This window comes from Catellatospora vulcania (genome assembly GCF_009720385.1).
Taxonomy (GTDB): domain Bacteria; phylum Actinomycetota; class Actinomycetes; order Mycobacteriales; family Micromonosporaceae; genus Catellatospora; species Catellatospora vulcania.
Genome location: NZ_WARX01000037.1, coordinates 11668 through 33137, shown reverse-complemented (window position 1 = coordinate 33137; position 21470 = coordinate 11668). Strand labels below are relative to the sequence as shown.

General features: G+C 72.8%; 24 protein-coding genes. 13 read left to right on the top strand and 11 right to left on the bottom strand.

What is annotated here, in order from left to right; genetic code table 11:
• Window positions 1–4 precede the first annotated feature (4 nt).
• Together F6W97_RS38915 and F6W97_RS38910 are read left to right on the top strand one after the other, a co-directional pair.
• Window positions 5–574 (top strand): helix-turn-helix domain-containing protein, encoded by a 570-nt coding sequence (locus tag F6W97_RS38915; RefSeq protein WP_155375616.1) that lies wholly within the window; start codon window positions 5–7, stop codon window positions 572–574.
• Window positions 571–1890: an MFS transporter gene (locus tag F6W97_RS38910; protein ID WP_155375615.1), complete on the top strand. Its 1320-nt coding sequence runs from the start codon at window positions 571–573 to the stop codon at window positions 1888–1890. Before F6W97_RS38915 ends, F6W97_RS38910 begins: the two co-directional genes overlap by 4 nt.
• Before the next feature lie 61 nt (window positions 1891–1951).
• Here F6W97_RS38910 and F6W97_RS38905 read toward each other — a convergent pair whose 3' ends face one another.
• Window positions 1952–3187: an MFS transporter gene (locus tag F6W97_RS38905; protein WP_155375614.1), complete on the bottom strand. Its 1236-nt coding sequence runs from the start codon at window positions 3185–3187 to the stop codon at window positions 1952–1954.
• 277 nt (window positions 3188–3464) lie between these two features.
• On the opposite strand from F6W97_RS38905, the gene F6W97_RS38900 reads away from it, so the two are divergent.
• Window positions 3465–5057: an FAD-dependent monooxygenase gene (locus F6W97_RS38900; RefSeq protein ID WP_155375613.1), complete on the top strand. Its 1593-nt coding sequence runs from the start codon at window positions 3465–3467 to the stop codon at window positions 5055–5057.
• Window positions 5058–5250: 193 nt separating this feature from the next.
• Here the strand turns inward: F6W97_RS38900 and F6W97_RS38895 are convergent, their stop codons facing one another.
• Window positions 5251–6216, bottom strand: coding sequence for an ABC transporter ATP-binding protein (locus F6W97_RS38895; RefSeq protein ID WP_155375612.1), 966 nt, complete (start codon window positions 6214–6216; stop codon window positions 5251–5253).
• A 2-nt stretch (window positions 6217–6218) separates the two neighbouring features.
• On the opposite strand from F6W97_RS38895, the gene F6W97_RS38890 reads away from it, so the two are divergent.
• Genes F6W97_RS38890 through F6W97_RS38880 form a run of 3 tightly spaced genes read left to right on the top strand, consistent with a single transcriptional unit; the run spans window position 6219 to window position 7794 of the window.
• Entirely contained in the window at window positions 6219–6932 is a 714-nt protein-coding gene (locus F6W97_RS38890; protein WP_155375611.1) for an ABC transporter permease, read from the top strand.
• A complete protein-coding gene (locus tag F6W97_RS38885; RefSeq protein ID WP_155375610.1) occupies window positions 6929–7072 on the top strand; it encodes a hypothetical protein in 144 nt (47 codons plus the stop codon). The genes F6W97_RS38890 and F6W97_RS38885 overlap by 4 nt, the downstream gene beginning before the upstream one ends.
• Window positions 7069–7794 (top strand): ABC transporter permease, encoded by a 726-nt coding sequence (locus tag F6W97_RS38880; protein ID WP_155375609.1) that lies wholly within the window; start codon window positions 7069–7071, stop codon window positions 7792–7794. Before F6W97_RS38885 ends, F6W97_RS38880 begins: the two co-directional genes overlap by 4 nt.
• Window positions 7795–7803: 9 nt before the next feature.
• Here F6W97_RS38880 and F6W97_RS38875 read toward each other — a convergent pair whose 3' ends face one another.
• Window positions 7804–8208, bottom strand: coding sequence for an HAD family hydrolase (locus F6W97_RS38875; RefSeq protein WP_155375608.1), 405 nt, complete (start codon window positions 8206–8208; stop codon window positions 7804–7806).
• Window positions 8209–8425: 217 nt separating this feature from the next.
• On the opposite strand from F6W97_RS38875, the gene F6W97_RS38870 reads away from it, so the two are divergent.
• On the top strand, window positions 8426–9430 hold the full coding sequence (locus F6W97_RS38870; RefSeq protein ID WP_155375607.1) for a glycine betaine ABC transporter substrate-binding protein: 1005 nt from the start codon (window positions 8426–8428) through the stop codon (window positions 9428–9430).
• 180 nt (window positions 9431–9610) lie between these two features.
• Here the strand turns inward: F6W97_RS38870 and F6W97_RS38865 are convergent, their stop codons facing one another.
• The 3 genes from F6W97_RS38865 to F6W97_RS38855 all read right to left on the bottom strand — a co-directional run bounded on the left by F6W97_RS38865 (window position 9611) and on the right by F6W97_RS38855 (window position 11908).
• The gene (locus F6W97_RS38865; RefSeq protein WP_155375606.1) at window positions 9611–10243 is read right to left on the bottom strand and encodes a class I SAM-dependent methyltransferase; all 633 of its coding nucleotides are present in this window, start codon (window positions 10241–10243) and stop codon (window positions 9611–9613) included.
• A gap of 66 nt (window positions 10244–10309) precedes the next feature.
• On the bottom strand, window positions 10310–10945 hold the full coding sequence (locus F6W97_RS38860) for an HAD family hydrolase (protein ID WP_155375664.1): 636 nt from the start codon (window positions 10943–10945) through the stop codon (window positions 10310–10312).
• Between the two features lie 84 nt (window positions 10946–11029).
• Window positions 11030–11908 carry a septum formation family protein gene (locus tag F6W97_RS38855; protein ID WP_155375605.1) on the bottom strand — a complete coding sequence of 293 codons (879 nt, stop codon included), beginning with the start codon at window positions 11906–11908 and terminating at the stop codon, window positions 11030–11032.
• 167 nt (window positions 11909–12075) lie between these two features.
• Here F6W97_RS38855 and F6W97_RS38850 point away from each other — a divergent pair, with 167 nt between their 5' ends.
• Together F6W97_RS38850 and F6W97_RS38845 are read left to right on the top strand one after the other, a co-directional pair.
• Window positions 12076–13500: a WGR domain-containing protein gene (locus F6W97_RS38850; protein ID WP_155375604.1), complete on the top strand. Its 1425-nt coding sequence runs from the start codon at window positions 12076–12078 to the stop codon at window positions 13498–13500.
• Between the two features lie 156 nt (window positions 13501–13656).
• Entirely contained in the window at window positions 13657–14043 is a 387-nt protein-coding gene (locus F6W97_RS38845; protein WP_155375603.1) for a ribosomal maturation YjgA family protein, read from the top strand.
• Window positions 14044–14116: 73 nt separating this feature from the next.
• Here the strand turns inward: F6W97_RS38845 and F6W97_RS38840 are convergent, their stop codons facing one another.
• The 3 genes from F6W97_RS38840 to F6W97_RS38835 all read right to left on the bottom strand — a co-directional run bounded on the left by F6W97_RS38840 (window position 14117) and on the right by F6W97_RS38835 (window position 16639).
• On the bottom strand, window positions 14117–15082 hold the full coding sequence (locus F6W97_RS38840; RefSeq protein ID WP_155375602.1) for a golvesin C-terminal-like domain-containing protein: 966 nt from the start codon (window positions 15080–15082) through the stop codon (window positions 14117–14119).
• Window positions 15082–15240, bottom strand: coding sequence for a hypothetical protein (locus F6W97_RS40330; protein ID WP_196279525.1), 159 nt, complete (start codon window positions 15238–15240; stop codon window positions 15082–15084). The genes F6W97_RS38840 and F6W97_RS40330 overlap by 1 nt, the downstream gene beginning before the upstream one ends.
• Window positions 15241–15457: 217 nt before the next feature.
• Entirely contained in the window at window positions 15458–16639 is a 1182-nt protein-coding gene (locus F6W97_RS38835; RefSeq protein ID WP_155375601.1) for a GNAT family N-acetyltransferase, read from the bottom strand.
• Between the two features lie 65 nt (window positions 16640–16704).
• On the opposite strand from F6W97_RS38835, the gene F6W97_RS38830 reads away from it, so the two are divergent.
• A complete protein-coding gene (locus F6W97_RS38830) occupies window positions 16705–17088 on the top strand; it encodes a YunG family protein (RefSeq protein WP_155375600.1) in 384 nt (127 codons plus the stop codon).
• A 157-nt stretch (window positions 17089–17245) separates the two neighbouring features.
• Here the strand turns inward: F6W97_RS38830 and F6W97_RS38825 are convergent, their stop codons facing one another.
• Window positions 17246–18685 (bottom strand): pectate lyase family protein, encoded by a 1440-nt coding sequence (locus F6W97_RS38825; RefSeq protein WP_155375599.1) that lies wholly within the window; start codon window positions 18683–18685, stop codon window positions 17246–17248.
• Between the two features lie 272 nt (window positions 18686–18957).
• Between F6W97_RS38825 and F6W97_RS38820 the strand changes: the two genes are divergently transcribed.
• Window positions 18958–19278, top strand: a complete 321-nt coding sequence (locus F6W97_RS38820; protein WP_155375598.1) for a hypothetical protein — start codon at window positions 18958–18960, stop codon at window positions 19276–19278.
• Here the strand turns inward: F6W97_RS38820 and F6W97_RS41155 are convergent.
• On the bottom strand, window positions 19233–19499 hold the full coding sequence (locus F6W97_RS41155) for a hypothetical protein (protein ID WP_230687337.1): 267 nt from the start codon (window positions 19497–19499) through the stop codon (window positions 19233–19235). The genes F6W97_RS38820 and F6W97_RS41155 overlap by 46 nt on opposite strands.
• Before the next feature lie 142 nt (window positions 19500–19641).
• Here F6W97_RS41155 and F6W97_RS38810 point away from each other — a divergent pair, with 142 nt between their 5' ends.
• Window positions 19642–20727: an S-(hydroxymethyl)mycothiol dehydrogenase gene (locus F6W97_RS38810; protein ID WP_155375597.1), complete on the top strand. Its 1086-nt coding sequence runs from the start codon at window positions 19642–19644 to the stop codon at window positions 20725–20727.
• The gene (locus F6W97_RS38805) at window positions 20724–21359 is read left to right on the top strand and encodes an MBL fold metallo-hydrolase (RefSeq protein WP_155375596.1); all 636 of its coding nucleotides are present in this window, start codon (window positions 20724–20726) and stop codon (window positions 21357–21359) included. Before F6W97_RS38810 ends, F6W97_RS38805 begins: the two co-directional genes overlap by 4 nt.
• Window positions 21360–21470 lie beyond the last annotated feature (111 nt).

Below are 21470 nucleotides of genomic sequence, written 5' to 3'. Positions count from 1 at the left end.
GGTTATGAGCGCCGCCGACCGGATCACCCTCGACCCGCGGACCCTGCGGGGCCTCGCCCACCCCCTGCGCGTACGCCTGCTCGGCCTGCTGCGCGAGCGGGGCCCCTCCACCGCCACCCTGCTCGCCGCCCAGCTGGGCCAGTCCAGCGCCGCCACCAGCTACCACCTGCGCCAGCTCGCCCTGTACGGCTTCGTGACCGACGAACCGGCCCGCGGCAACAACCGCGAACGCTGGTGGCGCGCCGCCCACCGCGGCACCACCGTCGAGAATGTCGATCCCGAGTCCTTCGGCGACTTCGAGGCCTACCTGCGCGCCGTGGCCGCCCAGTACGCCGCCCGCGTCGACCGAGCCCTCGACGAGTACGCCACCCGTCCCCCGCAGTGGCAGGGCGTCGGCACGATCAGCGACTGGACCGGGCAGCTCACACCCGAGGAGACACACGAACTGCAGGCCGAGCTGTTCGCCGTGTTCGAGCGCTACCGGCGCTTCGACCTCGACGCCGCCGCGCCCGAGGGCACCGCCCGGGTCCACGTGCAGTTCCAGGTGCTGCCGTTTCCCGAGGAGCCGGCATGAAAGGCCTGGTGGGCCTGCTGATCGCGGGCACCGTGTCGAAGGTCGGCAGCGTGCTGACGTTCCTGGCCGTCCCGTGGCTGGTGCTGGTCACCACGGGCAGCCCGTCCCTGATGGGCCTGGCCGCGGCGGCCGAGCTGCTGCCGTACGTCCTGATCGGACCGCTCGGCGCGCCCCTGGTCGACCGGATCGGGCCGCGTCGCGTGTCCATCGTCGCCGACCTGGGCAGTGCCGTCGTGATGGCGGCGGTGGCGTTGGGGCAGCGCGGCGGGTTCGGCCTGCTGCTGGTGCTGCTCGTGCTCGCCGGGGCGCTGCGCGGGCTCGGCGACTGCGCCAAGCGGGTGCTGCTGCCCTCGACCATCGCCGCGTCCGGGGTGGACATGACCCGTGCCACCACCGTGTACGACGGCGTTAACCGGCTGGCCGGGCTGCTCGGCGCAGCGGCGGGCGGGGTGTTGATCGCGTGGCTCGAAGCACCGGGCGCGCTGCTGCTCGACGGCGTCTCATTCGTGGCCTGCGCGATGCTGGTGGCCGCACTGGTCCCGGCCGGCACTCGGGACACCGACGACGACGCGCCGCCGCCGGAGCCCTACCTGACGGCGCTGCGCGGCGGCGTGGACTTCCTGCGCGGCAGCCGGCTGATGACGGGCATCCTGGCCATGCTGTTCGTCACCAACCTGGCCGACCAGGCCAACGCCGCCGTGTTCGTGCCGGTCTGGGTCGACCGGGTGCTCGGCTCGCCGGAGGCGCTGGGCTGGGTGAGCGCAGCCTTCGGGCTGGGCGCGGTGCTGGGCAACGTGGTCTTCACCGCGCTCGCGCCACGTGCGCCGCGCTACGCCGTGTTCACCATCGGCTTCCTGATCGGCGGCTCGCCCCGGCTGGCCGTGATGGCGCTGGCCGACGACCTGACGCTGGTGCTGGTCGCGGGCTTCGCCTCCGGGCTGGCGATGGCCGCGGTCAACCCGATCCTGGCGGCGACCATGTTCGAGCGGGTGCCCGCGCACCTGCAGGCCCGGGTGCTCAGCCTGTCCAACGCGATCGGGTTCGCGGGCATCCCGCTGGGCAGCCTGCTCGGCGGCTGGGCGGTGCAGCACCTCGGCCTCACCCCGGCGCTGCTGATCTTCGGCGCGTGCTACCTCGGCGCGACACTGCTGCCTGTGCTCTCGCCCGGCATCTGGCGGGAGATGGACCGCCGTCCGACGCCTACCGGCGCGCCGGGCACGCCTGACGCGACGCCGACCCATGACGGCGGCCCCGACGCGAATACAGCGGCTGCGGCCTCCGCACGGCACACGCTCAGCAGCAGCGGCCGGGCATGAGGGCAGACCGGGGTGGGCGCGCGCCGCGCCTCGATGCACCCCCACCCCGGCTTCCCCCAGGTCAGCTCAGGGCTCGTCCGCCGCGCGCGGGGATGAGCCGCGCGAGCAACCCGGCCCCGCACAGGATGGCCGGCGGCGCGAGCAGGAACCCGGCCGCCGCGCCCGAGCCCTCGGTGACCGTACCGGCCACGGCCGCACCCGCGGCGCTGCCCACCGCGAACGCCGTCGCGACCCAGGCGAACGCCTCCACCGCGGTCCCCTCCGGCGCGATCCGGTCGACTACGAGGAAGACGCCGGTGAGCACGGGTGGCAGCCACAGCCCGGTGACGACCAGGGCCAGCCCGGTCAGCGGCAGCGACAGGGTGAGCGCCAACGGCAGGTAGCTCGCGCCCAGCAGGACCGCGACACCTGCCAGCCGCCGTGCGGGGTTCGCGGAGACCAGCCGCGCGAAGGCCAGGCCGCCCGCCAGCGCCCCGGCCGCCTGGGCGGCCAGCAGCCAGCCGCCCCAGGACGGGCGACCCGCCGCGGCCGCATGATCGGTGACGGCGACGGTCGTCGCGCCGATGCCGAACCCGATGAGCACGGTGGCGGCCAGGATCCGGAGCAGGCGACCGGAGCGCAGCGGCCCGCTCCAGTGCCGGGCCACCGGCACCGACCGCAGGCGGCGCACCGCGGGCGCGGTGGTGTACAGCGCGGTACCCGCCAACTGCACGGCCGCGATGGCCAGCAGTCCGGCCGACGGCCCGCCGAGGGCCACGGCAGCCGTCGCCAGCAGCGGCCCGACCACGAAGATGAGTTCCTGCGCGGTGACGTCGAGGGTGTACGCCGTCGGCACCAGCCGCTCGTCGACGACGTCACGCCACAGCGCGCGCAGGCACGCCTCGAACGGCGGCGTGCCGAGCCCGGCGAGGGCGGCCGCCACGACCGCGACGGGCGGATCGGGACGCAGGGCGAGCACGGCGAACGCGACGGTGGACACGGCTACCGCACCCCACAGCGGCGGCCCCTGCCGGCCGCGGTCGGCGAGGCGGCCGACGACGGGCTGGCCCACGGCGCTGCCGGCGGTGTACGCGCCGACGAGCACCCCGGCCCAGCCCAGGGACATCGATTCGCGGGCGGCCAGCAGCAGGGCCAGCGGCGCGGCCCCGAGCGGCAGCCGCCCGACGAGGCTCGCGACGAGGATGCGGGGCACCTGGGCGGAGCGCAGGACGGACAGGAACGCGGATGAGGCCGTGCCGGGCTCGCGGACGGCGGACGGGTTTTCGGGCACGGTGACGGTGGTCGGTTCGACGGACATGGTGAGGGCTCCCCTGAGACGAGGCGGACGGGTTCGCAGAAGGGCACGAACCGTCAGGGAGCGAGGTCACCACGTTCGTGGTCGTCGCCGTAGAGCGGAAGATCAGGCATGACCCACTGGGTGTACGCGGCCGCGAGCGCGTCCAGTGTGGTCACCCGTCGCACGGTAGCAGAAGGCATCGGCGCACGGCGATGGGCCGACTCCGCCTGTCAACCCAGGTTGACGCTCGCCCCTGGTGTCAACTACGGTTGACAACAACGTTCGAGGGGAGGCAGCGATGGACGCCGACGTGGTGATCTCCGGAGGCGGCCCGACCGGGCTGCTGCTCGCCGCCGAGCTGCGCCTGGCCGGGGTACGCGCGGTGGTGCTGGAACGCCGGACCGAGCCCGACCCGGTGCCACGCGCCAACGGGCTGGTCGGCCAGGTGGTCACCGTGCTGTACCGGCGCGGTCTGTACCGCACCCTGGCCCGGCACAGCCGCGGGCCCAAGGCCCTGGTCCAGCGCTGGTTCACCGGGGCGTACGGGGACCGCCCCCGCCCCGTACGGGCCTTCTCGCACGCCGGGTTCCGCCTCGACCTGCGCCGCCTGCGCGACGCCAACCCGCTGCACGTGCTCGCGGTGCCGCAGCTCCGGATGGAGCGGACGTTCGAGCGGCATGCCCTCGCGCTGGGCGCGGAGATCCGGCGTGGACACGTGTTCACCGGCCTGGCCCAGGACGCCGACGGCGTCACCGTCGAGGTCGACGGCCCGGACGGCCCGTACCGGCTGCGGGCGGCGTACCTGGTGGGCTGCGACGGGTCGCACAGCGCCGTACGCAAAGCCGCCGGGATCGGGTTCCCCGGCGAGACCAGCCGGGAGGTCGTCATCCGCATGGCGCACGTGGTGCTGCCCCGGGCCGCCCTGACCGCCGCCGGAGCGCTTCGCGCCGCCGACGGCGGCGCGTACCGGCCCTACCAGCTGCACCGCACCGCGCACGGGGCGTTCTCGTTCGCCTCGTTCATCCCCGGCGTGCACGTGCTCAGCACCCACGAATGGGACACCGAGGCACCGGGCGAGCACGTGCCGATGTCCGTCGCCGAGGCGCTGGCCAGCCTGTCCCGGGTGGTCGGGGCGGACGTGCCGGTCGCGCAGCCGCCCGCCGACGGCCGGCGGTGGATCCTGCGGCGGCTCACCGACCGCAACAACCGGCTGGCCGACCCGTACCGCGCGGGCCGGGTGTTCGTGGCGGGCGACGCGGCCCACGTCTTCGCGGGCTTCGGCGGGTCCAATCTCAACCTCGGCCTGCAGGACGTGGTCAACCTGGCCTGGAAGCTGGCGCTGGTGGCGCGCGGCCAGGCGCCGGACGCGCTGCTGGACACCTACCAGTCGGAGCGGATGCCGCAGGCCCGTCGCGCCCTGGACCGCACCCGCGAGCAGGCCGAGCTGATGGCACCCGGCGACGAGGTCACCGCCCGGCGCGAGCGCTACGCGGCCCGCCTGCGCGAACCCGGCTTCCTGCACGAGGTCGCCGGTGCCGTGGCGGGTCTCGATCTGCCGTACCCGATGGCTGATGGCGGTCCCCTGCTCGGCCGGATGTCACCCGACCTGCGGCTGACCCACGACGGCCGGCGTATCCGGCTCGCCTCGCTGCAATGCGGCGCACGGCCGCTCCTGCTCGACCTCACCGGCGGCCCGGACCTGGCCGCGGTGGCCGCCCCCTGGCGCGACCGCGTCGATCTGGTCCGGGCGACGCCCCGCGACCCTGGCACTCCCCCGGCCCTGCTGATCCGCCCCGACGGCTACGTCGCCTGGGTCTCGCTCGCCCCCGACGACCCCACCGGCCTCCCGGCCGCCCTCACCACCTGGTTCGGCCCGCCGGCCACACCATGACCGCTCGGCTTGCCCGGCACCTGTGCGTATCTTGAGCCCGCTTTCCCACAGGTGCCAGGCAAGTCCGACGACCTTGACGGCGGACGGCCGGCCGCGCACGGGCTCGGCCGCGTCAGGCAGCCCCGCTCTCGACGGGGACGGCTGACGGCGTCGGGCCGCGCTCGCCGCAGCACGGACCGCGGGTGAGGTGCGGTCAGCGGCGCAGGACGGCGTAGACGTCCGCGGGGGTCAGGATGCCGAGGACATCGTCGCCGTCGCGGACGACGACCCAGCCGGTGTCGCCCTCCAGCAGCGCGGCGAGCGCGTCGCGCAGCGAGCCGTCCGCCGGCACCGACGGTGCCTCATGCTTGCCGTCCGGCATCGGGCGCAGGCCCTCGCGCGGGATCGGCGTCACCGCCAGCAGCTTGATGCCGCGGTCCGCGCCGACGAACTCGGCGACGAACGTGTTCGCGGGTTTGGCCAGCAGTTCCGCCGGGGGCGCGAACTGCTCCAGCTTGCCGCCCTCGGACAGCACCGCGATCCGGTCGCCCAGTCGCACCGCCTCGTCCACGTCGTGTGTGACGAAGACGATGGTCTTGCGGACCGTCTGCTGCAGGCGCAGGAACTCGTCCTGCAGCCGCCCTCGCACGATCGGGTCGACGGCCGAGAACGGCTCGTCCATCAGCAGCACCACCGGGTCGGCGGCCAGCGCCCGGGCCACCCCGACGCGCTGTCGCTGCCCGCCGGACAGCTCGTTCGGGTAGCGGTCGGCGTAGCGGGCCGGGTCGAGGCCGACCAGGTCGAGCAGCTCGGCGGTACGGTCGGCGACCTGCGCCCGGGGCCAGCCGAGCAGCTTGGGCACCGTGCCGACGTTGTCGCGTACGGTCTGGTGCGGGAACAGGCCCACGTTCTGGATGACGTAGCCGATGCGCCGCCGCAGCGCGATCGGGTCCACCGCGGTGATCTCCTGGTCGCCGAGCCACATCCGCCCGCCCGTCGGCTCGATCAGCCGGTTGACCATCCGCAGGATGGTGGACTTGCCGCAGCCCGACGGCCCGACCAGCACGGTCAGCTCGCCGGCGGGCAGTTCGAGGCTCAGTTCGCGGACCGCGACCGTGCCGTCGTCGTACTGCTTCCGTACGCCGTCCAACCTGATCGACACCGCAGCGGTACGGTTCACCTATGCCCTCCAAGGTCCACGACGCCGTGCTCGCCTGGGGCGCACCGGGCGACGATCCGCGCAACCCCTGGTTCTCCTGGAGCTACGTCAGCCAGAACACCGACACCCTGCTCGCCGCGCTGCGCGAACATCTCTTCCTGACCTTAGTCGCTGTGGCGCTGGCGACGGCGATCGCGATCCCGCTGGCGATCCTGGCGTACCGCGTCGGCTCGCTGTCCGGGCCGATCCTCGGCTTCACCGGTGTGCTCTACACCATCCCGTCGCTGGCGCTGTTCGCGTTCCTCGCGCCGTTCACCGGCATCGTCGCGCCGACCACCGTGCTGATCGGACTGACGATGTACGCGCTGCTCACCATCGTGCGCAACACGCTGACCGCACTGCGGCAGGTGCCCGCCGACGTGCTCGACAGCGCCCGCGGCATGGGCTACGGCAAGCGCGCCATGCTGTGGCGCATCGAGCTGCCGCTGGCCCTGCCCGGCATCATGACCGGCCTGCGCATCGCCACGGTCTCCACGGTGGCGCTGGTCACAGTGGGCGAGATCGCCGGCTGGGGCGGCCTGGGCGAGCTGATCATCGGCGGCTTCAACAGCAACTTCTACCGCCCGCAGATCATGACCGCGACGCTGCTCTGCGTGGCGCTCGCGCTGGCGCTCGACCTGGTGCTGCTCGCCGTCGGCCGGGTCATCATGCCGTGGACCCGCCGGAGGGCCGCATGAGCGAGCGTCAGCGAGCGAATCAGGGGGCTGCCGCCCTTGCCGCCGACGAGCGCAGCGAGGAGAAGGCAAGCGAGCGTCAGCGAGCGAATCAGGGGCCTGCCGCCCATGCCGCCGACGAGCGCAGCGAGGAGAAGGCATGAGCGTGATCGAGGATGCGATCCTCTGGCTGAACGACCCGCTGAACTGGACCAACCCTGACGGCATCATCGCGCGTACCACCGAGCACCTGTGGATCTCCGCGGCGGCGGTGGCGCTGGGCTGCGCGGTGGCGTGGCCGCTGGGCATCTGGATGGGCCACGTCGGGCGGGGCGGGCCCGCGGTGGTGACGGTGACCAACCTCAGCCGCGCCGTGCCCACGGTGGCCCTGCTCACCATCTTCCCGCTCACCGTGGTCGGCTTCGGCCCGCCGGCGATCATCCTGGCGCTGTCCCTGTTCGCGATCCCGCCCCTGCTGGCCAACGCCTACCTGGGCCTGCGCGAGGTCGATCCGGAGGTGCGCGACGCGGGCCGGGGCATGGGGCTGTCCGGCTGGCAGCTGCTGCGCAAGGTCGAACTGCCGCTGGCGGTGCCGTACCTGGCCAACGGGTTCCGGGTCGCCGCGGTGCAGGTGGTGGCGACCGCGACGCTGGCCGCGTACGTCAACGGCGGCGGCCTCGGCATGATCATCAGCCGGGGCTTCGGGCTGGGGCTGACCGCCGGCGGCGGGCAGGTGCTGGCCGGCGGCGCGCTGGTGGCGCTGCTCTGCCTGGCCGTGGAGGGCATCCTCGCCCTCGTCGAGAAGGCGCTGCTGCCCAAGTCACTACGCCGCGTCAAGCACCGGCCGCCCGCCTCCGCCGCCGACGCACTGCCCGCCGGGTCCTGAGCGCGGGCGTCAGCGCAGGCCGCGCTCCCGCAGCAGGTCGAACAGCTGGGCGTTGTCGCGGAACAGCACGCTGTCGATCCCGGCGGCCGTGCCGCCCGCGACGTAGCCGGGCTTGTCGTCGACGAACAGGCACTCACCGGGCGTACGCCCGATCTGTGCCAGGGCCCGCGCGAAGAACTCCGGCTGCGGCTTCAGGAAACCCAGCTCGTACGACACCAGCACCCCGCTGATCCCCGGCCGGTCGCCGAGCAGCTCGCGGATCACGGCCGCGCGCTGCGGGTTCTGGTTGGTGACCAGGTACACCCCGTCGACCGCGAGCCGCGGCAGCGCGGCCAGCAGCTCCTCGTTGGGCCGCAGGCTGCCCGCGGGCACGAGCAGCACGCCGTCCACGTCGAGCAGCAGCGTCGTCAGCACCGCACCAGCCTAGGCCCGCACCCACCCCGCTCCGCATGACGTCGGTCACTCTGCGTTCCCGGCACAGGGCGCTGAGCTGCGAAGGTGAACAGTTTGCGAATTGTCTGACCCGGGTAGATCGAGCGCGGTTCACGAATTCATCGCAAGGATGTCTCAGGTACGCGGTAAGAAAGACCTTTGCACATCATTCGGTAGTGGGACGACGGAAGGCTTTTACATGGCAACGCACACCCGGAGGGCGTCCGTCCTCCTGCTGGCCGGTGTCACCGCGGCGGCGTTCGCGCTGACCGGCTGCGGGCAGGCGGGATCCTCGGGCACCGACGCCCCGGCGACCGCCTCGGGCGCCGGCTGCGCGCCGGTCGCCGGCGACCAGCTCGTGGTCCTCGACGACGACAAGCACCTGCAGAACGCCGACAACGTGATCGCGGTCGCCAACGCCAAGCGGGCCACCCCCGCGCTGCTGGCCGCCGTGGACAAGGTCGGGGCCGCGCTGGACACCACGAAGCTGGTCGCGCTGAACAAGGCGGTCGAGGTCGACCGCAAGACGTCCGAGGTCGCGGCGAGCGAATTCGCGGCGCAGGCGGGTCTGACCACCGGCCTGTCCGGCGGTTCCGGCCCGGTCGTGGTCGGCGCGGCGAACTTCCCGGAGAGCAAGACCCTCGCCGAGCTCTACAAGCTCGCGCTCAACGCGGCGGGCTTCCAGGCCACCGTGCAGGTCGCGGGCAACCGGGAGCTCTACGAGGCGGCCCTGGAGAAGGGCGAGCTGACGGTCTTCCCGGAGTACGCCGCGACGCTCACCGAGTTCCTGAACCAGAAGCAGAACGGCAAGGACGCCGCGGCCAAGGCCAGCGGTGACGTCACCGCCACCGTGGCAGCGCTGAAGGAGCTGGCCACCAAGGCCGGGCTGACCGTGGGCGCGCCGTCGGCCGCCGCGGACCAGAACGCGTTCGCGGTTACCAAGGCGTTCGCCGACCAGCACCAGCTGAAGACCCTGTCGGACTTCGCGGCCAAGTGCTCCGGCCAGGCGTCCGTGCTGGCCGGTCCGCCGGAGTGCCCGCAGCGCGCGTTCTGCCAGCCGGGCCTGGAGAAGACCTACGCCATCACGTTCGGCTCGTTCCAGCAGGCCGACGCCGGCGGACCGCAGACCAAGACCGCGCTGAGCACCGGCAAGGCCACCCTCGGCATGGTCTTCTCGTCCGACGGCAGCCTCGCCACCAACTGACCCACCCCACCACACCACGCAACGGCGGCCCGGTCCACCAGACCGGGCCGCCGCCCTCTTTCCCCGTTGATCATGAACTTATGGCACGGCTCGACGGCGTGTCCTGGCCACAACTTCATGATCAACACGTGCCCGGTGGGCGGGCGGGCGGGCGGTGGGTGGGCGGGTGGGCGGATCGGGTCAGGTGAACCGGAACAGGCGGCCGCGCGGGCCGAGCGGATGCGGTGCGGCGGTGAGGCGGTGCACGCCGACCGAGAACAGCACGTCGGCCGGGGCGTGGAAGGCGGTCTCGGTGAAGCCGGCCGCGGCGAACCAGGTCCGGATCGACGGGGTCAGGTCGGGAGCGCGCCGGGTCCGGGTCCAGATCACCGTCGCGGCAGGGGCGCACAGCCGCGGCAGCGCGGCGACGGTCCCCCGGACTTCGTCGTCGCCGATGTTGCCGAAGACCCCGGCGAACAGCACCAGGTCGGCCGGGACCGCGTCGGCATAGGACTCGACGAGTCCGGCGTCCGCGCAGCGCACCGTGACGGTCGAGCCGAGGCAGTCGGCTTCCGCCCGCGCCGCCTCGACATTGCGGGGGTCGTACTCGATCAGCGTCGCGCGCACCCGGGCCGCGTCGGGCCGCCGCGCCAGCACCCCGAGCAGGTCGCGTCCCTGTCCCGCGCAGGCGCTGACCACCCTCAGCACCGGCTCCGGGCGCTCGTCCAGCCACCCGTCCACATGCTCCTGGACCAGCCGCAACCGGCGCGACAGCGGCGAATCAGGGTCGGCGTACGGCCCGTGCCAGTCATACCAGTCCTTCGCGTCGCGCACGGGACCAATCTGCCATGACCGGCAGCCGTACGGGACCCCGCGGCGGCCGCCACCGGCCCCCCGGGGTCAGACCGTCGCGGCGGCCAGCGCGGCGAGCGTGACGCCGACCAGGGTGGTGAACAGGGTCAGTCCGGTCATCGGCTTCAGGGCGACCGCGTTGGGCACGCCGACCACCCGGGTCCCGGCGGCCAGGGCGCTGGCCACGCCGGTGGGCGAGTCCTCGATCACCAGGCAGTCGGCGGGCTCGACGTTGAGCAGCTTCGCCGCGCGCAGGTACGGGTCCGGGTGCGGCTTGGTGAACGCGACCTCGTCCCCGCAGACCACGGCGTCGAAGTTGTGCCTGCCGAGCGTGTCGAGGGCCACCTCCACGCACCGCCGGTTGGTGGAGGTCACCAGGGCCGTGGGCAGGCCCGCGGCACGTACCTCGTGCAGCAGTTCCTGCGCGCCCGGCCGCCACACCAGGTCGGTGGCGAACAGCCCGGCGACCCGGTCGTAGATCCAGGCCGCGCTGACGGCGGCGTCGCGCCAGGGCTGGCCGATGCCGTCGTGGAACAGCAGCATCGACTCGTCGACGGACCGGCCGACCATGTTCAGCCGGACCTCGGCCGAGATCTGCGCGCCGTACTCGGCCGCCAGCTCCTCGATGGCGATGTCCCACAGCGGCTCGCTGTCGAACAGGGTCCCGTCCATGTCGAAGAGCACTGCCGCCGGAGTCATGCCACGATCATCCCCGGCCACGGCCGGGACCGCCGCCGACCGTGGCTGACATCACGCCCGCAGGTGCGCTCACCAGCTCGGCAGGCCCTTGCCCTTGCTGCCCTTGACGGACTTCTTCAGCGTCTTGGCGCCGCTCCAGTACGCGCAGCGCACCCGGTGGTCTCCGGCGTCCCAGGACTTCTTCGAGGCCGGCCACGCGATGACACCCAGGTCGGCGGCCGCCGCCCGGCTCATGCCGAGGTACGGGGCGATCGCGTCCCGGCACTGCCGGAACAGCGTGCTCCACTGCCGGTCCGACTCCGGGTAGGGCACCCCGGCCGCGGCCCGCAGGAATCCGGCGTACTCGGCGTTGTGCGCGGCGGCGCAGGGCACCTCGGTCATGGACTTGATGCGCCAGTCGTCGGCCACCGCCGTGGCGCAGCCCACCGTGAGCGCGTCCGTGAAGCCGCTGCCCTTGAAGCTGCCGGCGCGGGTGACGAAGGACGAGTCGGTGTCCGCGCGGGAGACCGCGACGAGGTCGCAGCGGAACCAGCGGGCGCCGCCGTCCCAGGCCCGGTCCCTGGGCAGGGTCAGGTGCAGTTGGAGGCGGCCCTGCCACCACGGGCGGCCCAGGTACGCGGCCGCCTTGGCGTCGCATTCGGCGTACGCGATCGACAGCTGCACGGGTCCGGGCGGCGCGTCGCCCGGGAACGCGCCGACGTGCACCACCTCGGTGTAGTGGATGTCGGTGCACGCGATGACGGGGGCCGTGTGGCCGTCGGTCCTGTTCGGGAGGCCACTGAGGCACGTGCCCACCGTCGGCACGTATCCCGCCACCTGCGCGACCGGCCCCCAATCGTCGGTGAGCCGCCCGTCGGCTCCGGCCGGCAGCCCGGGGCCGCAGCCCGTGAGCCCGACGTTCGTCAGCAGCGCGGCCAGCACCAGGCCGGCCCTCAGGCGTGCCCGCATCGCCCGTTCCTTCCCCCGTGGATCGACAAGGTCGCAGCGTAGACAAGCGAGCCCGGCGGCGGATCGGCCTAACAGCCGATCTTGGTTTGCCGCGTGTCGCGGTGTCGGGGGCGGTGGATACGGTGTCGCCGAAGCGTTCCCCTCCCGCGAGAGAAGGCCCCTTCCCCATGGCCGCTGAGACCACCTACCTCGAACTGTCCGAAGCCGACGGCGGCTCGCACAAGTTCTACGAGGTCGTCGTCGACGACACCGAGCTGACCATCCGCTATGGCCGGATCGGCGACGCCGGAGCCGCGACGAAGAGCACGTTCGCCGACAACGCCAAGGCGCGCGCCGCCGCGGCGAAGAAGATCGGCGAGAAGGTACGCAAGGGGTACGCCCCGGCGGTGCCGGGCGCGCGGGGCAAGCGCGCGGTGTCGCGGCGCACCATCGTCAGCACCCGCTCGACCGCGAAGACCGCGCCGGTGCTGTGGCGCTACCGCTCGGGCACGTCCGCGTTCGGCGTCTTCGTCGACAGCAAGGTCTGCATGGTCGGCAACGAGGACGGCGTGATCACCACGCTGACCCACGAGGCCGAGGTGGTGCAGCAGTTCAAGCTGCCCGACGGGGTCAAGTGCATCGTCGCCGACGACGCGTGGCTCTACGCGGGCTGCGACGACGGCAACGTGTACGACCTGTCCGGCAAGGTGCCCCGGCTGGCGTACCGGATCGCGCCTGACATCGACATCTACTGGCTCGACATCCACGACGGCGTGCTGGGCGTGTCCGACGCGGGCGGCGGCGTGGCCGCGATCGACCACGAGGACGAGTTTCTGTGGCGGCGCAAGAGCCAGGGCTCCTCGGGCTGGATGGTTCGCTGCGACGCCGACGCCGTGCACCACGGCCACTCGGGCGGCGTGACCAGCTACGACTGGCGCACCGGCGAGCAGCTGTGGACCCGGAGCACCGGGGCGGTGCTGTTCGGCTGGCAGGAGCAGCACGCGCTGTACGCGGGCACCTCCACCCGCAAGGTCGTCGAGCTGGGCAAGGACGGCTCACCGCGGCGGGAGTACCAGTGCGACGCGCCCGTGTTCTCCTGCGCGACCAGCCCCGACGGCGGCTTCGTCTTCGCCGGCGACAACAGCTCGTCGGTGTACTGCTTCGACAGCGCCGGCACCCGGCTGTGGAAGCTCGGCACCGGCTGCGGCTCGGCGTACTCGATGCAGTACCACGACGAGCGGCTCTACATCGTGACCACGGACGGCTCGCTGGCCTGCATCGACGCCACCGAGTCGGCGATCCGCGCGGCCGAGAACGGCACCGTGCCCGTGGTCGTCGACGTCAAGGCCTCGCACATCGAGGCGGTCGCCGCGTCCAGCACGGTCGAGGTCGTCTCCGCCGAGGCGGGCGGCGATGGCATCGTGCTGGAGTGCTACGAGGAGGGCGGCCGGCTGCGGGTGCGCGTGGTCTCCGAGGGCTTCCAGCAGTCGTGGCAGGTGCAGTTCCCGAAGGGCATCCGCGAGGCCGGTGCGCGTTATGTCGTATCCGAGGTGCGCCAGGCCAGCCGGGGCGGCTTCTACCGCGCCTTCGGCGAGATCCGCCGCCTGGCGTGAGCCGATTCTCCCGCCGCCGCGTCCGGGTGCCACCGGTCCGCGGCGGCGGGCCCGTCTCCGGCGTCGTTCCAGGGACAGGCGGGCCCCGGCGGTTGGGCCCCGGATCTTCACAGGTTCACCACCGGCCGGGCCGGGCCGGCTCCGTACCATCGGCGGATGCTCCGCACCGACTGGTCCCGCCGCCTGGCCGCGCTCGCCGCGGCCGTCGCCGTCCTGGCGATCGCCCTGCTCATCCGGGCCGTCGCGGACGGGCCGCTGGAGCAGCACTCGGGCACGGCCCTGTACGCCTCACTGATCTACGCCGGGGTGTTCGTGCTGCGGCCGCGCACGGCTCCCCTGGTCGCGGGGGCGGCGGCGATCGCGTTCTGCTGGCTGGTCGAGCTGTCGCAGCTGACCGGGGTGCCCGCATACCTGTCGGAGCGGAGCCTGCTGGCCCGACTGGCGCTCGGCGTCGCGTACGACCCGCTGGACATGCTCTGGTATCCGGTCGGCGTGCTGCCCCTGGTGGCACTCCACCTGGCGCTGCGGCGCGGCCGGGCTTGATCACTGTTTCAGGTCGGAACCTGTGCGGTCCAACCGCAGATCTCGACCTGAAACAGTGATCAAGCACCGGCGGTCAGACTCGCGTCACCCGGATCGCGTCGGCGATGACGTAGCCGGTGCCGCTGGTCCAGCGGCTGACACCGACCTTGTTGGCGTCGCCCGCGGTGAGGTTGAAGGTGCCCAGGACGCGCCACTGGCCACCGGTCACCCGCTGGTCGACGTTGACGGTCTGGTTGCCGCCGCTGGTGACGACGATGTACGGCGCGGCGTTGTTGTAGCCCGGGTCGGCCGGCCACCACGCCTCGACGCGGTAGTTGCCCGTCTCCGGGATGGCGAACTTGTACCAGGCGGCGTCGCTGGCGGCGACCGGGTTGGCGAACCGGTAGTTCTCCCCGAACCGCTGCCCGGAGAACGCCGAGGTGCCCCAGTTGGTGCTGGCGGTGAAGCGGCCCGCGGTGGTGTTGTCCACGGTGGACGTCCAGCCGCCGGTCGGCGGGTTCATCGCCCGCGCCACGTCGGCACGCATCACGTTGAGGTCGATGGCATACGGGTCGATCTTGCCGGTGGTGCTGGTCTCCCGGTGCCCGCGGGCGTAGCTGGAGTCGCGGCCCAGCCGCTTGAGCACCGCCGCGGTCGCCGCGATCGAGGCGTTGTACTGCGCGGTGGTCATCTGCTGGTTGACGCCGTTGTAGTCGATCTCCCAGCCGATCATCAGGGTGTTGCCGTCACCGGCCGGGATGGGGCCGCTGCCCCGCGAAGCCCCCGCGTGGTTGCAGCGCCCTGCCGAGATGATGTGGAAAACGCCGTTGTAGTCCACCAGCGCCTGGCACAGCGGCCCGGCCAGGTCGGGGCGGCCGTTGATGCAGATGTTCAGCGCCGGGTGCGGGTTGCTCGGGCTCGACGTGGAGGCGGTGTGGTGCCACAGCACGCCGATCGGGTCGAAGGAACCCGGGCGCATCCGGTTGCGCCAGTCGCCCTCCTCGACGACCTGCACACCCGCCGCGCGCAGCACGTCGGCCAGCCAGGGAACGGTAGCCATCACGCCCCCGCAACGAGGTCGGCGGCGCACTCGGGCTCCGGGGCGGGCGCCTGCGCGGCGTGGGCGGGACGGGACACCAGCGCGACGGCGGCGGCGACGAGCGCGGGCACGCCGAGCAGCCGTCGGCGTCGGGCACGCAGGGATCGGATTGTGGTCACGGCACTCCTCGGGGGTATGGAGGGACACGAGCCCAAGCTCGCGCGCGCCTGATCAGACCTGCGTCATGCCTGCCCAGGCGGCGTGACGGCACCATATATCGGCACCACTGTCTATGTCGATACCTTGCGACGTGCCAATTGCTTGCGAAATTTTCCTTCACAGTCAAGCCGTGCGGCAGCCACCGGCCCACAAAGGACTGACGGAAGCCGCACCGAATCAGAAGAAGTCGTGCAGGACGGGGGTCGGGCCGGCGGTCGCGGCGGCCAGCAGCGCATCGCTGACCGCGTCACCTGCCAGCAGGCCCGCCCGGCGCAGCACCGCGGGGGTGGCCGCGCCCGCGTACCAGGCGGCCAGCCCGCGCGGCGTGAACCGCACGCCGCCGGAGCCGCCGCGCTCCAGCCGCCCGATGCCGCCGTCGAGCACCAGCCGCCAGGCCCCCGCGTTCCACGGGCACTCGGGGTCGGTCAGCGCCAGGTCCACCGCGCCGGTCAGGTGTCCCGGCCAGCCCCGGGCCGCGACCGCGGCGGGCGCGTCGACCAGGCGCAGCATCCACGGCTGGCGGCTGTCCACGGTGACCAGCGTGGTCGGGATCTCCAGCAGGGCCGGGTCGCCCGCGCCGAGCCGCAGCACGGTCGTCGGCGCGACGCTCGCCCAGCCGCCGAACATGGCCAGCAGCGCGGTCAGCGCCTCCGGCGTCGTGGCGACCAGGTCGTGCGCGGTCACCCGGGCGACCGGATCGGTGTGCGGACCGCGTACCCAGCTCGCGTAGCCCTCGATGACGCCGTCCGCCCCGACCGCGACGGTGACGCCGTCGAAAGCGGCCAGCAGCTTCTCGGGCGTGGTGTCGTACAGCAGGCCGGAGCGCTCCATCATGCCGTTGCCGGCCCGGGCCCAGTCCCGGTACAGCCCCTGCACGGCGCGCACGTCGTCGACGGTCGCCGGGCGCAGTGCGACCCCGGACCCGGGCCGGATCGCCGCCAGCGCCGACGTCGGGATGGCGAGGTAGGTCAGCGCGCCGACCTCCTCCCAGCCCAGCCTGCGGTACGGGTGCGGCGTCGACGGGAACAGCGTGCTGATCGCCGCTCCGCGCTCGCGGGCCCCGGCCAGCAGCCGGGTGAGCACCTCGCGGCCCAGCCCGCCGCGGCGCACCTCGGGGGCGACCGCGACGCCCGCGATCCCGGCCGTGGGCACGATCCGGCCGCCGAACCACTGCCCCTGCTCCCGGTCCACCGCCTTGGCGATCAGCCGGTCGCCGTCGAGCACGCCCCAGGCCACCCGCCCCGGCACGAGGCTGAAGTCCTCCGGCGCCGGGGACGCGTGGAATCCGAACGCGATGCTGCCCAGCCGCCAGGCGGCGGGCCCGTCCTGCTCCGTGAGCTGCCGTACCTCATGACCCATCCGGCCATCCTAGGTACGCGTCCACGGCCGTTCCGGGCCGCCGTCGGTGTGCGAGGCTGTGCCCCATGGCGGTACTCACCCTGACGCGGCTGGAACAGGCGATCCGTGCCGGCTGGGGCGTCGACACGTGCGCACCCGAGGACGTGCCCGACTGGCATCCCGGCAATCCCGCACGCGGTCAGTGCGGCGTCACCGCCCTGGTGGTGCACGACCTGCTCGGCGGCGACCTGATGTGCGGCGAGGTGCACGTCGGCGGCGTGCGCACCGACCACCACTGGTGGAACCGCCTGTCCGGCGGCCTGGAGCTCGACCTCACCCGCGAGCAGTTCAGCCCCGAGGAGATCGTCACCCCCGGCACGGTCGTCGTGCGACCACCGTCGATCACCCGCCTCCACGACGAGTACGAACTCCTCCGTACCCGCGTCCTCAACGCCCTGCGCCACCCCTGACGCGGGGCCGTAACGAAGATCGCCGTTTCGGGTCAGAAACCGCGGTCACACCACAGTTCTCGACCAGAAACGGCGATCCTCGCCCGCGGCGCGGCGCGGCGCGCCGCGGCGTCGGGACCGGGCGGGCCGGTGTAGGGCCGGCCCGCCCGGACGGGTGTCAGACCGTGATCCGGCCCGCGCCCGCGCCCGCGCTCACGCTGGCCTTGACGCCGCTGGCGCTGTCCAGGGTGTACGAGTACGGGATGCTCGACACGCTGCCTCCACCGCTCTCCGGGGTCCCGGAGCCGGTGAAGTAGTTGTTGCGCTGCACGATCGCGCCGTCGGCGGAGTCGGCGTAACCGACCAGGGTCGGCTCGTCGACGCTCTCGAAGTAGTTGCCCTCGACGAGCACGCCCGCGCCCATGGTGGACGCGACGCCGTAGTCGTTGGCCCGGTAGTAGTTGTTGTACACGTGCACCGGGTTGCCGAAGCGGACCCGCGGGTGGCGGGTGCCGGAGCCGTCGAACCAGTTGTGGTGGTAGGTCACCCGCAGGTGGCCGCGGTCCTCACTGGCGTTGTCGTCGCTGTGGCCGAGCAGCATGGTCTTGTCGTGGCCGTAGGTGCGGTTCCACGAGATCGTCACGTAGTCCGAGGCCCGCTTGACGTCGACCGCGCCGTCGTACCCGTTGGTGAAGCTGTTGTGGTCGACCCAGACCCGGGTGGAGTACTGCACGTTGATCGCGTCGTCGTCCCAGTCGCGGAACGAGATGTTGCGGATGATGACGTTGCTGGCGTTGGAGACGTTCAGGCCGCAGCCTGCGATCGCCGCGCCGGAGTTGCCGAGGATGGACTTGTTCGACCCGACGGTGATCATGCCGGAGCACGAGATGGTGCCGGAGATCCGGACGACCCGCGCGGTGCTGCCGGACACGGCGCTGGCCAGGGCCGAGGAGCTGGTCACCGTGGTGGCCGAGGCGCTGCCGCCGCCGGTGGTGCCGCCGCCCTGGGTCGCCCAGCCGACGAGCCCGGTCTGCGAACCGCCGCCGCCCCCGCCGCCGCCGGAGCCGACCGCGACGAGCTGCCACTGCTGGTTCCAGCCGCCGAGGTCGGCGAACTGGCTGATGATGCCGCCGTCGACCGTGGACCACTCCCACAGGTCGAGGGCCTTGCCGCTGTGCCGGTTGAGGAACTTCACGTAGCCGCTGTCGGTGTCGCGCACCGCGAAGTGCTGGCGGGTGGTGCCGTTGTCCGGGTTCTGCACCAGGCCGGTGCCGTCGTTGGCGTTCGGCAGCTCCAGGAACTTGCCGCTCTGCCGCGAACGCAGCTTGTAGTAGCCGCTGCCGGCGTCGACGAACTGCCACTGCTGCTGGTAGCCGTCGTTGCGGGCCCACTGGACGATCGGGGCGCCGTCGGCGGTGCTGAAGTTGTACAGGTCGACGGCCTTGCCGCTGTGCCGGGACACGATGACGTACCAGGCGCCGGTGTCGATGGTGACGGCCTGGGCGGGCGCCGCGACGACCGCGCCGACCGCGCCGAGTGCGAGGGTCAGCGCCGCGACGACGGCGGTGCGCAGGCGCCATAAGCGGCGGGGCGACGTCCGTGGAGTGGGTTGAGACATCGGATGAACCTCCGAGTGTTGGACCGCGGTCAGCGTGGGCGCGCCGGTCCGCGGCTTCGGTGAGCGGATGTGGAAAGCGCTTTCCACTCTCGAACATTAGTCGTGACGTCAAACTATGTCAATCGATATGGCATGCCAGGCTGGTGGATCACATCGGACTTCTCCGATGCCTACGCATCGACGCCGTTCACTATTGACCGGTGGCGTAGGCGGCGTAGGCTGCGCCGCATGAATGACACGGGGATCGACCGCGGCCTGACCCGGGACGCGCCATGACCACGCCGCCCGCACGGGACCGGACGCGGGTCGGCAACGACGGCGACGGCCTGCTCGAACTGGTCCTGGAGGGGGACGAGCAGGACTACTGGCTGCGCCCCGGCGAGCAGGCCGTCGTGGTGACGGCGTCAGCCGCCGAGGCGTTCGACGTGTACTGCGCGCCGGGGCGGATCGTCGTGCACTTCGACGGCGTCGGCGCCTGGGTCGAGGACGTGCACGGCGCGCCGCTCGCAGGCGGGCACCAGCGGCCGAGCGGGTGGGACGCCCTCGTTCAGCGCAAACCCACGCAGTCCCTGGCCCAGCGGGGCTCCGAGTAGGCGAAGGTGCCGGTCATCCACGGCTCGTAGGCCGCCAGCGGATACACCTGGAACGCCGGGTCGGGGATGCGCAGCGACGGCGAGCGCGGGCCCAGGCCACCCGCCCGGCCGAAACCGTGCCACACGTCGGCCAGAGCCGGGACCCGCTCGGCGTCGCCGACGGCCAGGCTGTGCACGGCCCACCACGGCGTGGTCGGCGACGGTCCCGGCCCGGATCGCACAGTCCATGATCGCGAATCTGGGACCGGGCGCACCGGACCGCAACGGGTTTCCGAACGCCCAGGCCGGGCACGATGTGCCTGGCGTGCGGGTGGCGCACGGGTAACATCCTTGCGTCCGTCCAACGTGCGCAAGGAGGCCACGGTGGTGCACGAGGTCCGCGGAGTCGTCGCCCGCTCCAAGAACGCCCCGGTGAGCATCGAAACGGTGCTGGTGCCCGACCCTGGGCCCGGTGAAGCGCTGGTGAAAGTGCAGGCCTGCGGGGTCTGCCACACCGACCTGCACTACCGGGAGGGCGGCATCAACGACGACTTCCCGTTCCTGCTCGGCCACGAGGCCGCCGGAGTGGTGGAAGCGGTCGGCGCGGGCGTCACCGACGTCGCCCCGGGCGACTACGTGGTGCTGAACTGGCGGGCCGTGTGCGGCCAGTGCCGCGCCTGTGCCAAGGGCAAGCCGTGGTACTGCTTCGCCACGCACAACGCCAAGCAGAAGATGACGCTGGCCGACGGCACCCCGCTGTCGCCCGCGCTGGGCATCGGCGCGTTCATCGAGAAGACGCTGGTCGCCGCCGGGCAGTGCACCAAGGTGGACCCGGCCGCGCCGCCGGAGGTCGCGGGCCTGCTCGGCTGCGGTGTGATGGCCGGGCTGGGCGCGGTGCTGAACACCGGCGCGGTGACCCGCGGCGACACCGTCGCGGTGATCGGCTGCGGCGGCGTGGGCAACGCGGCCATCGCCGGGGCCAGGCTGGCCGGCGCGACCACGATCATCGGCGTCGACCTCGACGAGCGAAAGCTCGCCTGGGCCAAGCAGCTCGGCGCGACGCACACCGTCAACGGCGGCCAGGCCGACGTGGTCGAGGCCATCCGGGAACTGACCGGGGGCTTCGGCGCGGATGTGGTGGTCGACGCGGTCGGCCGCCCGGAGACCTACCGGCAGGCCTTCTACGCCCGGGACCTGGCGGGCACGGTGGTGCTGGTGGGCGTGCCCACCCCGGAGATGAAGCTCGAACTGCCACTGCTGGACGTGTTCGGCCGCGGCGGCGCGCTCAAGTCCTCCTGGTACGGCGACTGCCTGCCCTCCCGCGACTTCCCCACCCTGCTCGCGCTGTACCTGCAGGGACGGCTCGACCTGGACGCGTTCGTGTCCGAGCGGATCGGGCTCGACGACGTCGAGGAGGCGTTCGCCAGGATGGGCCGCGGCGAGGTGCTGCGCTCGGTGGTGATGCTGTGACGGGCTCGGCGCGCATCGAGCGGGTGGTCACCTCCGGCACGTTCAGCCTGGACGGCGGCACCTGGGAGGTCGACAACAACGTCTGGCTCGTCGGCAACGACAGCGACGTGCTCGTCGTCGACGCGGCACACGACGCGGCCGCGATCATGGTGGCGGCCGGGCAGCGGCGCGTCGTGGCGATCGTCTGCACACACGCGCACAACGACCACGTCGACGCCGCGCCGGAGCTGGCACGGCTGACCGGCGCCCCGATCATGCTGCACCCCGACGACCGGATGCTGTGGGACATGACCCACCCGGACGTGGCGCCCGACCGGGACCTGACCGACGGCGACTGCCTGTCCGTGGCCGGGGTCGAGCTGTGGGTGCACCACACGCCGGGGCACTCGCCGGGCGCGGTGTGCCTGTACGCGCCGTCGCTGGCGGCCCTGTTCTCCGGGGACACGCTGTTCCAGGGCGGGCCGGGCGCGACCGGCCGGTCCTACAGCGACTTCGACACGATCATCGGCTCGATCCGCGACCGGCTGCTCACCCTGCCGCCGGACACCGTGGTCTACACCGGGCACGGCGACACCACCACCATCGGCGCGGAGGCCCCGCACCTGGACGAATGGCTGGCCCGCGGCCACTGAGCACGGCCCGCTCTGCAGTGAAGTTGTGGGATGGGGCGGCGGTCTACAGAACGCCGCCCCATCAACGACGGCCGGCAAGACGAGCGGGAGATGGCTTCTTACCGGCCGGCT

What these genes read in the sequence shown, in the direction of transcription:
- F6W97_RS38915 (WP_155375616.1), top strand. Translation starts at nt 5, where the DNA reads ATGAGCGCCGCCGACCGGATCACCCTCGACCCGCGGACCCTGCGGGGC.
- F6W97_RS38910 (WP_155375615.1), top strand. Translation starts at nt 571, where the DNA reads ATGAAAGGCCTGGTGGGCCTGCTGATCGCGGGCACCGTGTCGAAGGTC.
- F6W97_RS38905 (WP_155375614.1), bottom strand. Translation starts at nt 3,187, where the DNA reads ATGTCCGTCGAACCGACCACCGTCACCGTGCCCGAAAACCCGTCCGCC.
- F6W97_RS38900 (WP_155375613.1), top strand. Translation starts at nt 3,465, where the DNA reads ATGGACGCCGACGTGGTGATCTCCGGAGGCGGCCCGACCGGGCTGCTG.
- F6W97_RS38890 (WP_155375611.1), top strand. Translation starts at nt 6,219, where the DNA reads ATGCCCTCCAAGGTCCACGACGCCGTGCTCGCCTGGGGCGCACCGGGC.
- F6W97_RS38885 (WP_155375610.1), top strand. Translation starts at nt 6,929, where the DNA reads ATGAGCGAGCGTCAGCGAGCGAATCAGGGGGCTGCCGCCCTTGCCGCC.
- F6W97_RS38880 (WP_155375609.1), top strand. Translation starts at nt 7,069, where the DNA reads ATGAGCGTGATCGAGGATGCGATCCTCTGGCTGAACGACCCGCTGAAC.
- F6W97_RS38870 (WP_155375607.1), top strand. Translation starts at nt 8,426, where the DNA reads ATGGCAACGCACACCCGGAGGGCGTCCGTCCTCCTGCTGGCCGGTGTC.
- F6W97_RS38855 (WP_155375605.1), bottom strand. Translation starts at nt 11,908, where the DNA reads ATGCGGGCACGCCTGAGGGCCGGCCTGGTGCTGGCCGCGCTGCTGACG.
- F6W97_RS38850 (WP_155375604.1), top strand. Translation starts at nt 12,076, where the DNA reads ATGGCCGCTGAGACCACCTACCTCGAACTGTCCGAAGCCGACGGCGGC.
- F6W97_RS38845 (WP_155375603.1), top strand. Translation starts at nt 13,657, where the DNA reads ATGCTCCGCACCGACTGGTCCCGCCGCCTGGCCGCGCTCGCCGCGGCC.
- F6W97_RS38840 (WP_155375602.1), bottom strand. Translation starts at nt 15,082, where the DNA reads ATGGCTACCGTTCCCTGGCTGGCCGACGTGCTGCGCGCGGCGGGTGTG.
- F6W97_RS38835 (WP_155375601.1), bottom strand. Translation starts at nt 16,639, where the DNA reads ATGGGTCATGAGGTACGGCAGCTCACGGAGCAGGACGGGCCCGCCGCC.
- F6W97_RS38830 (WP_155375600.1), top strand. Translation starts at nt 16,705, where the DNA reads ATGGCGGTACTCACCCTGACGCGGCTGGAACAGGCGATCCGTGCCGGC.
- F6W97_RS38825 (WP_155375599.1), bottom strand. Translation starts at nt 18,685, where the DNA reads ATGTCTCAACCCACTCCACGGACGTCGCCCCGCCGCTTATGGCGCCTG.
- F6W97_RS38820 (WP_155375598.1), top strand. Translation starts at nt 18,958, where the DNA reads ATGACCACGCCGCCCGCACGGGACCGGACGCGGGTCGGCAACGACGGC.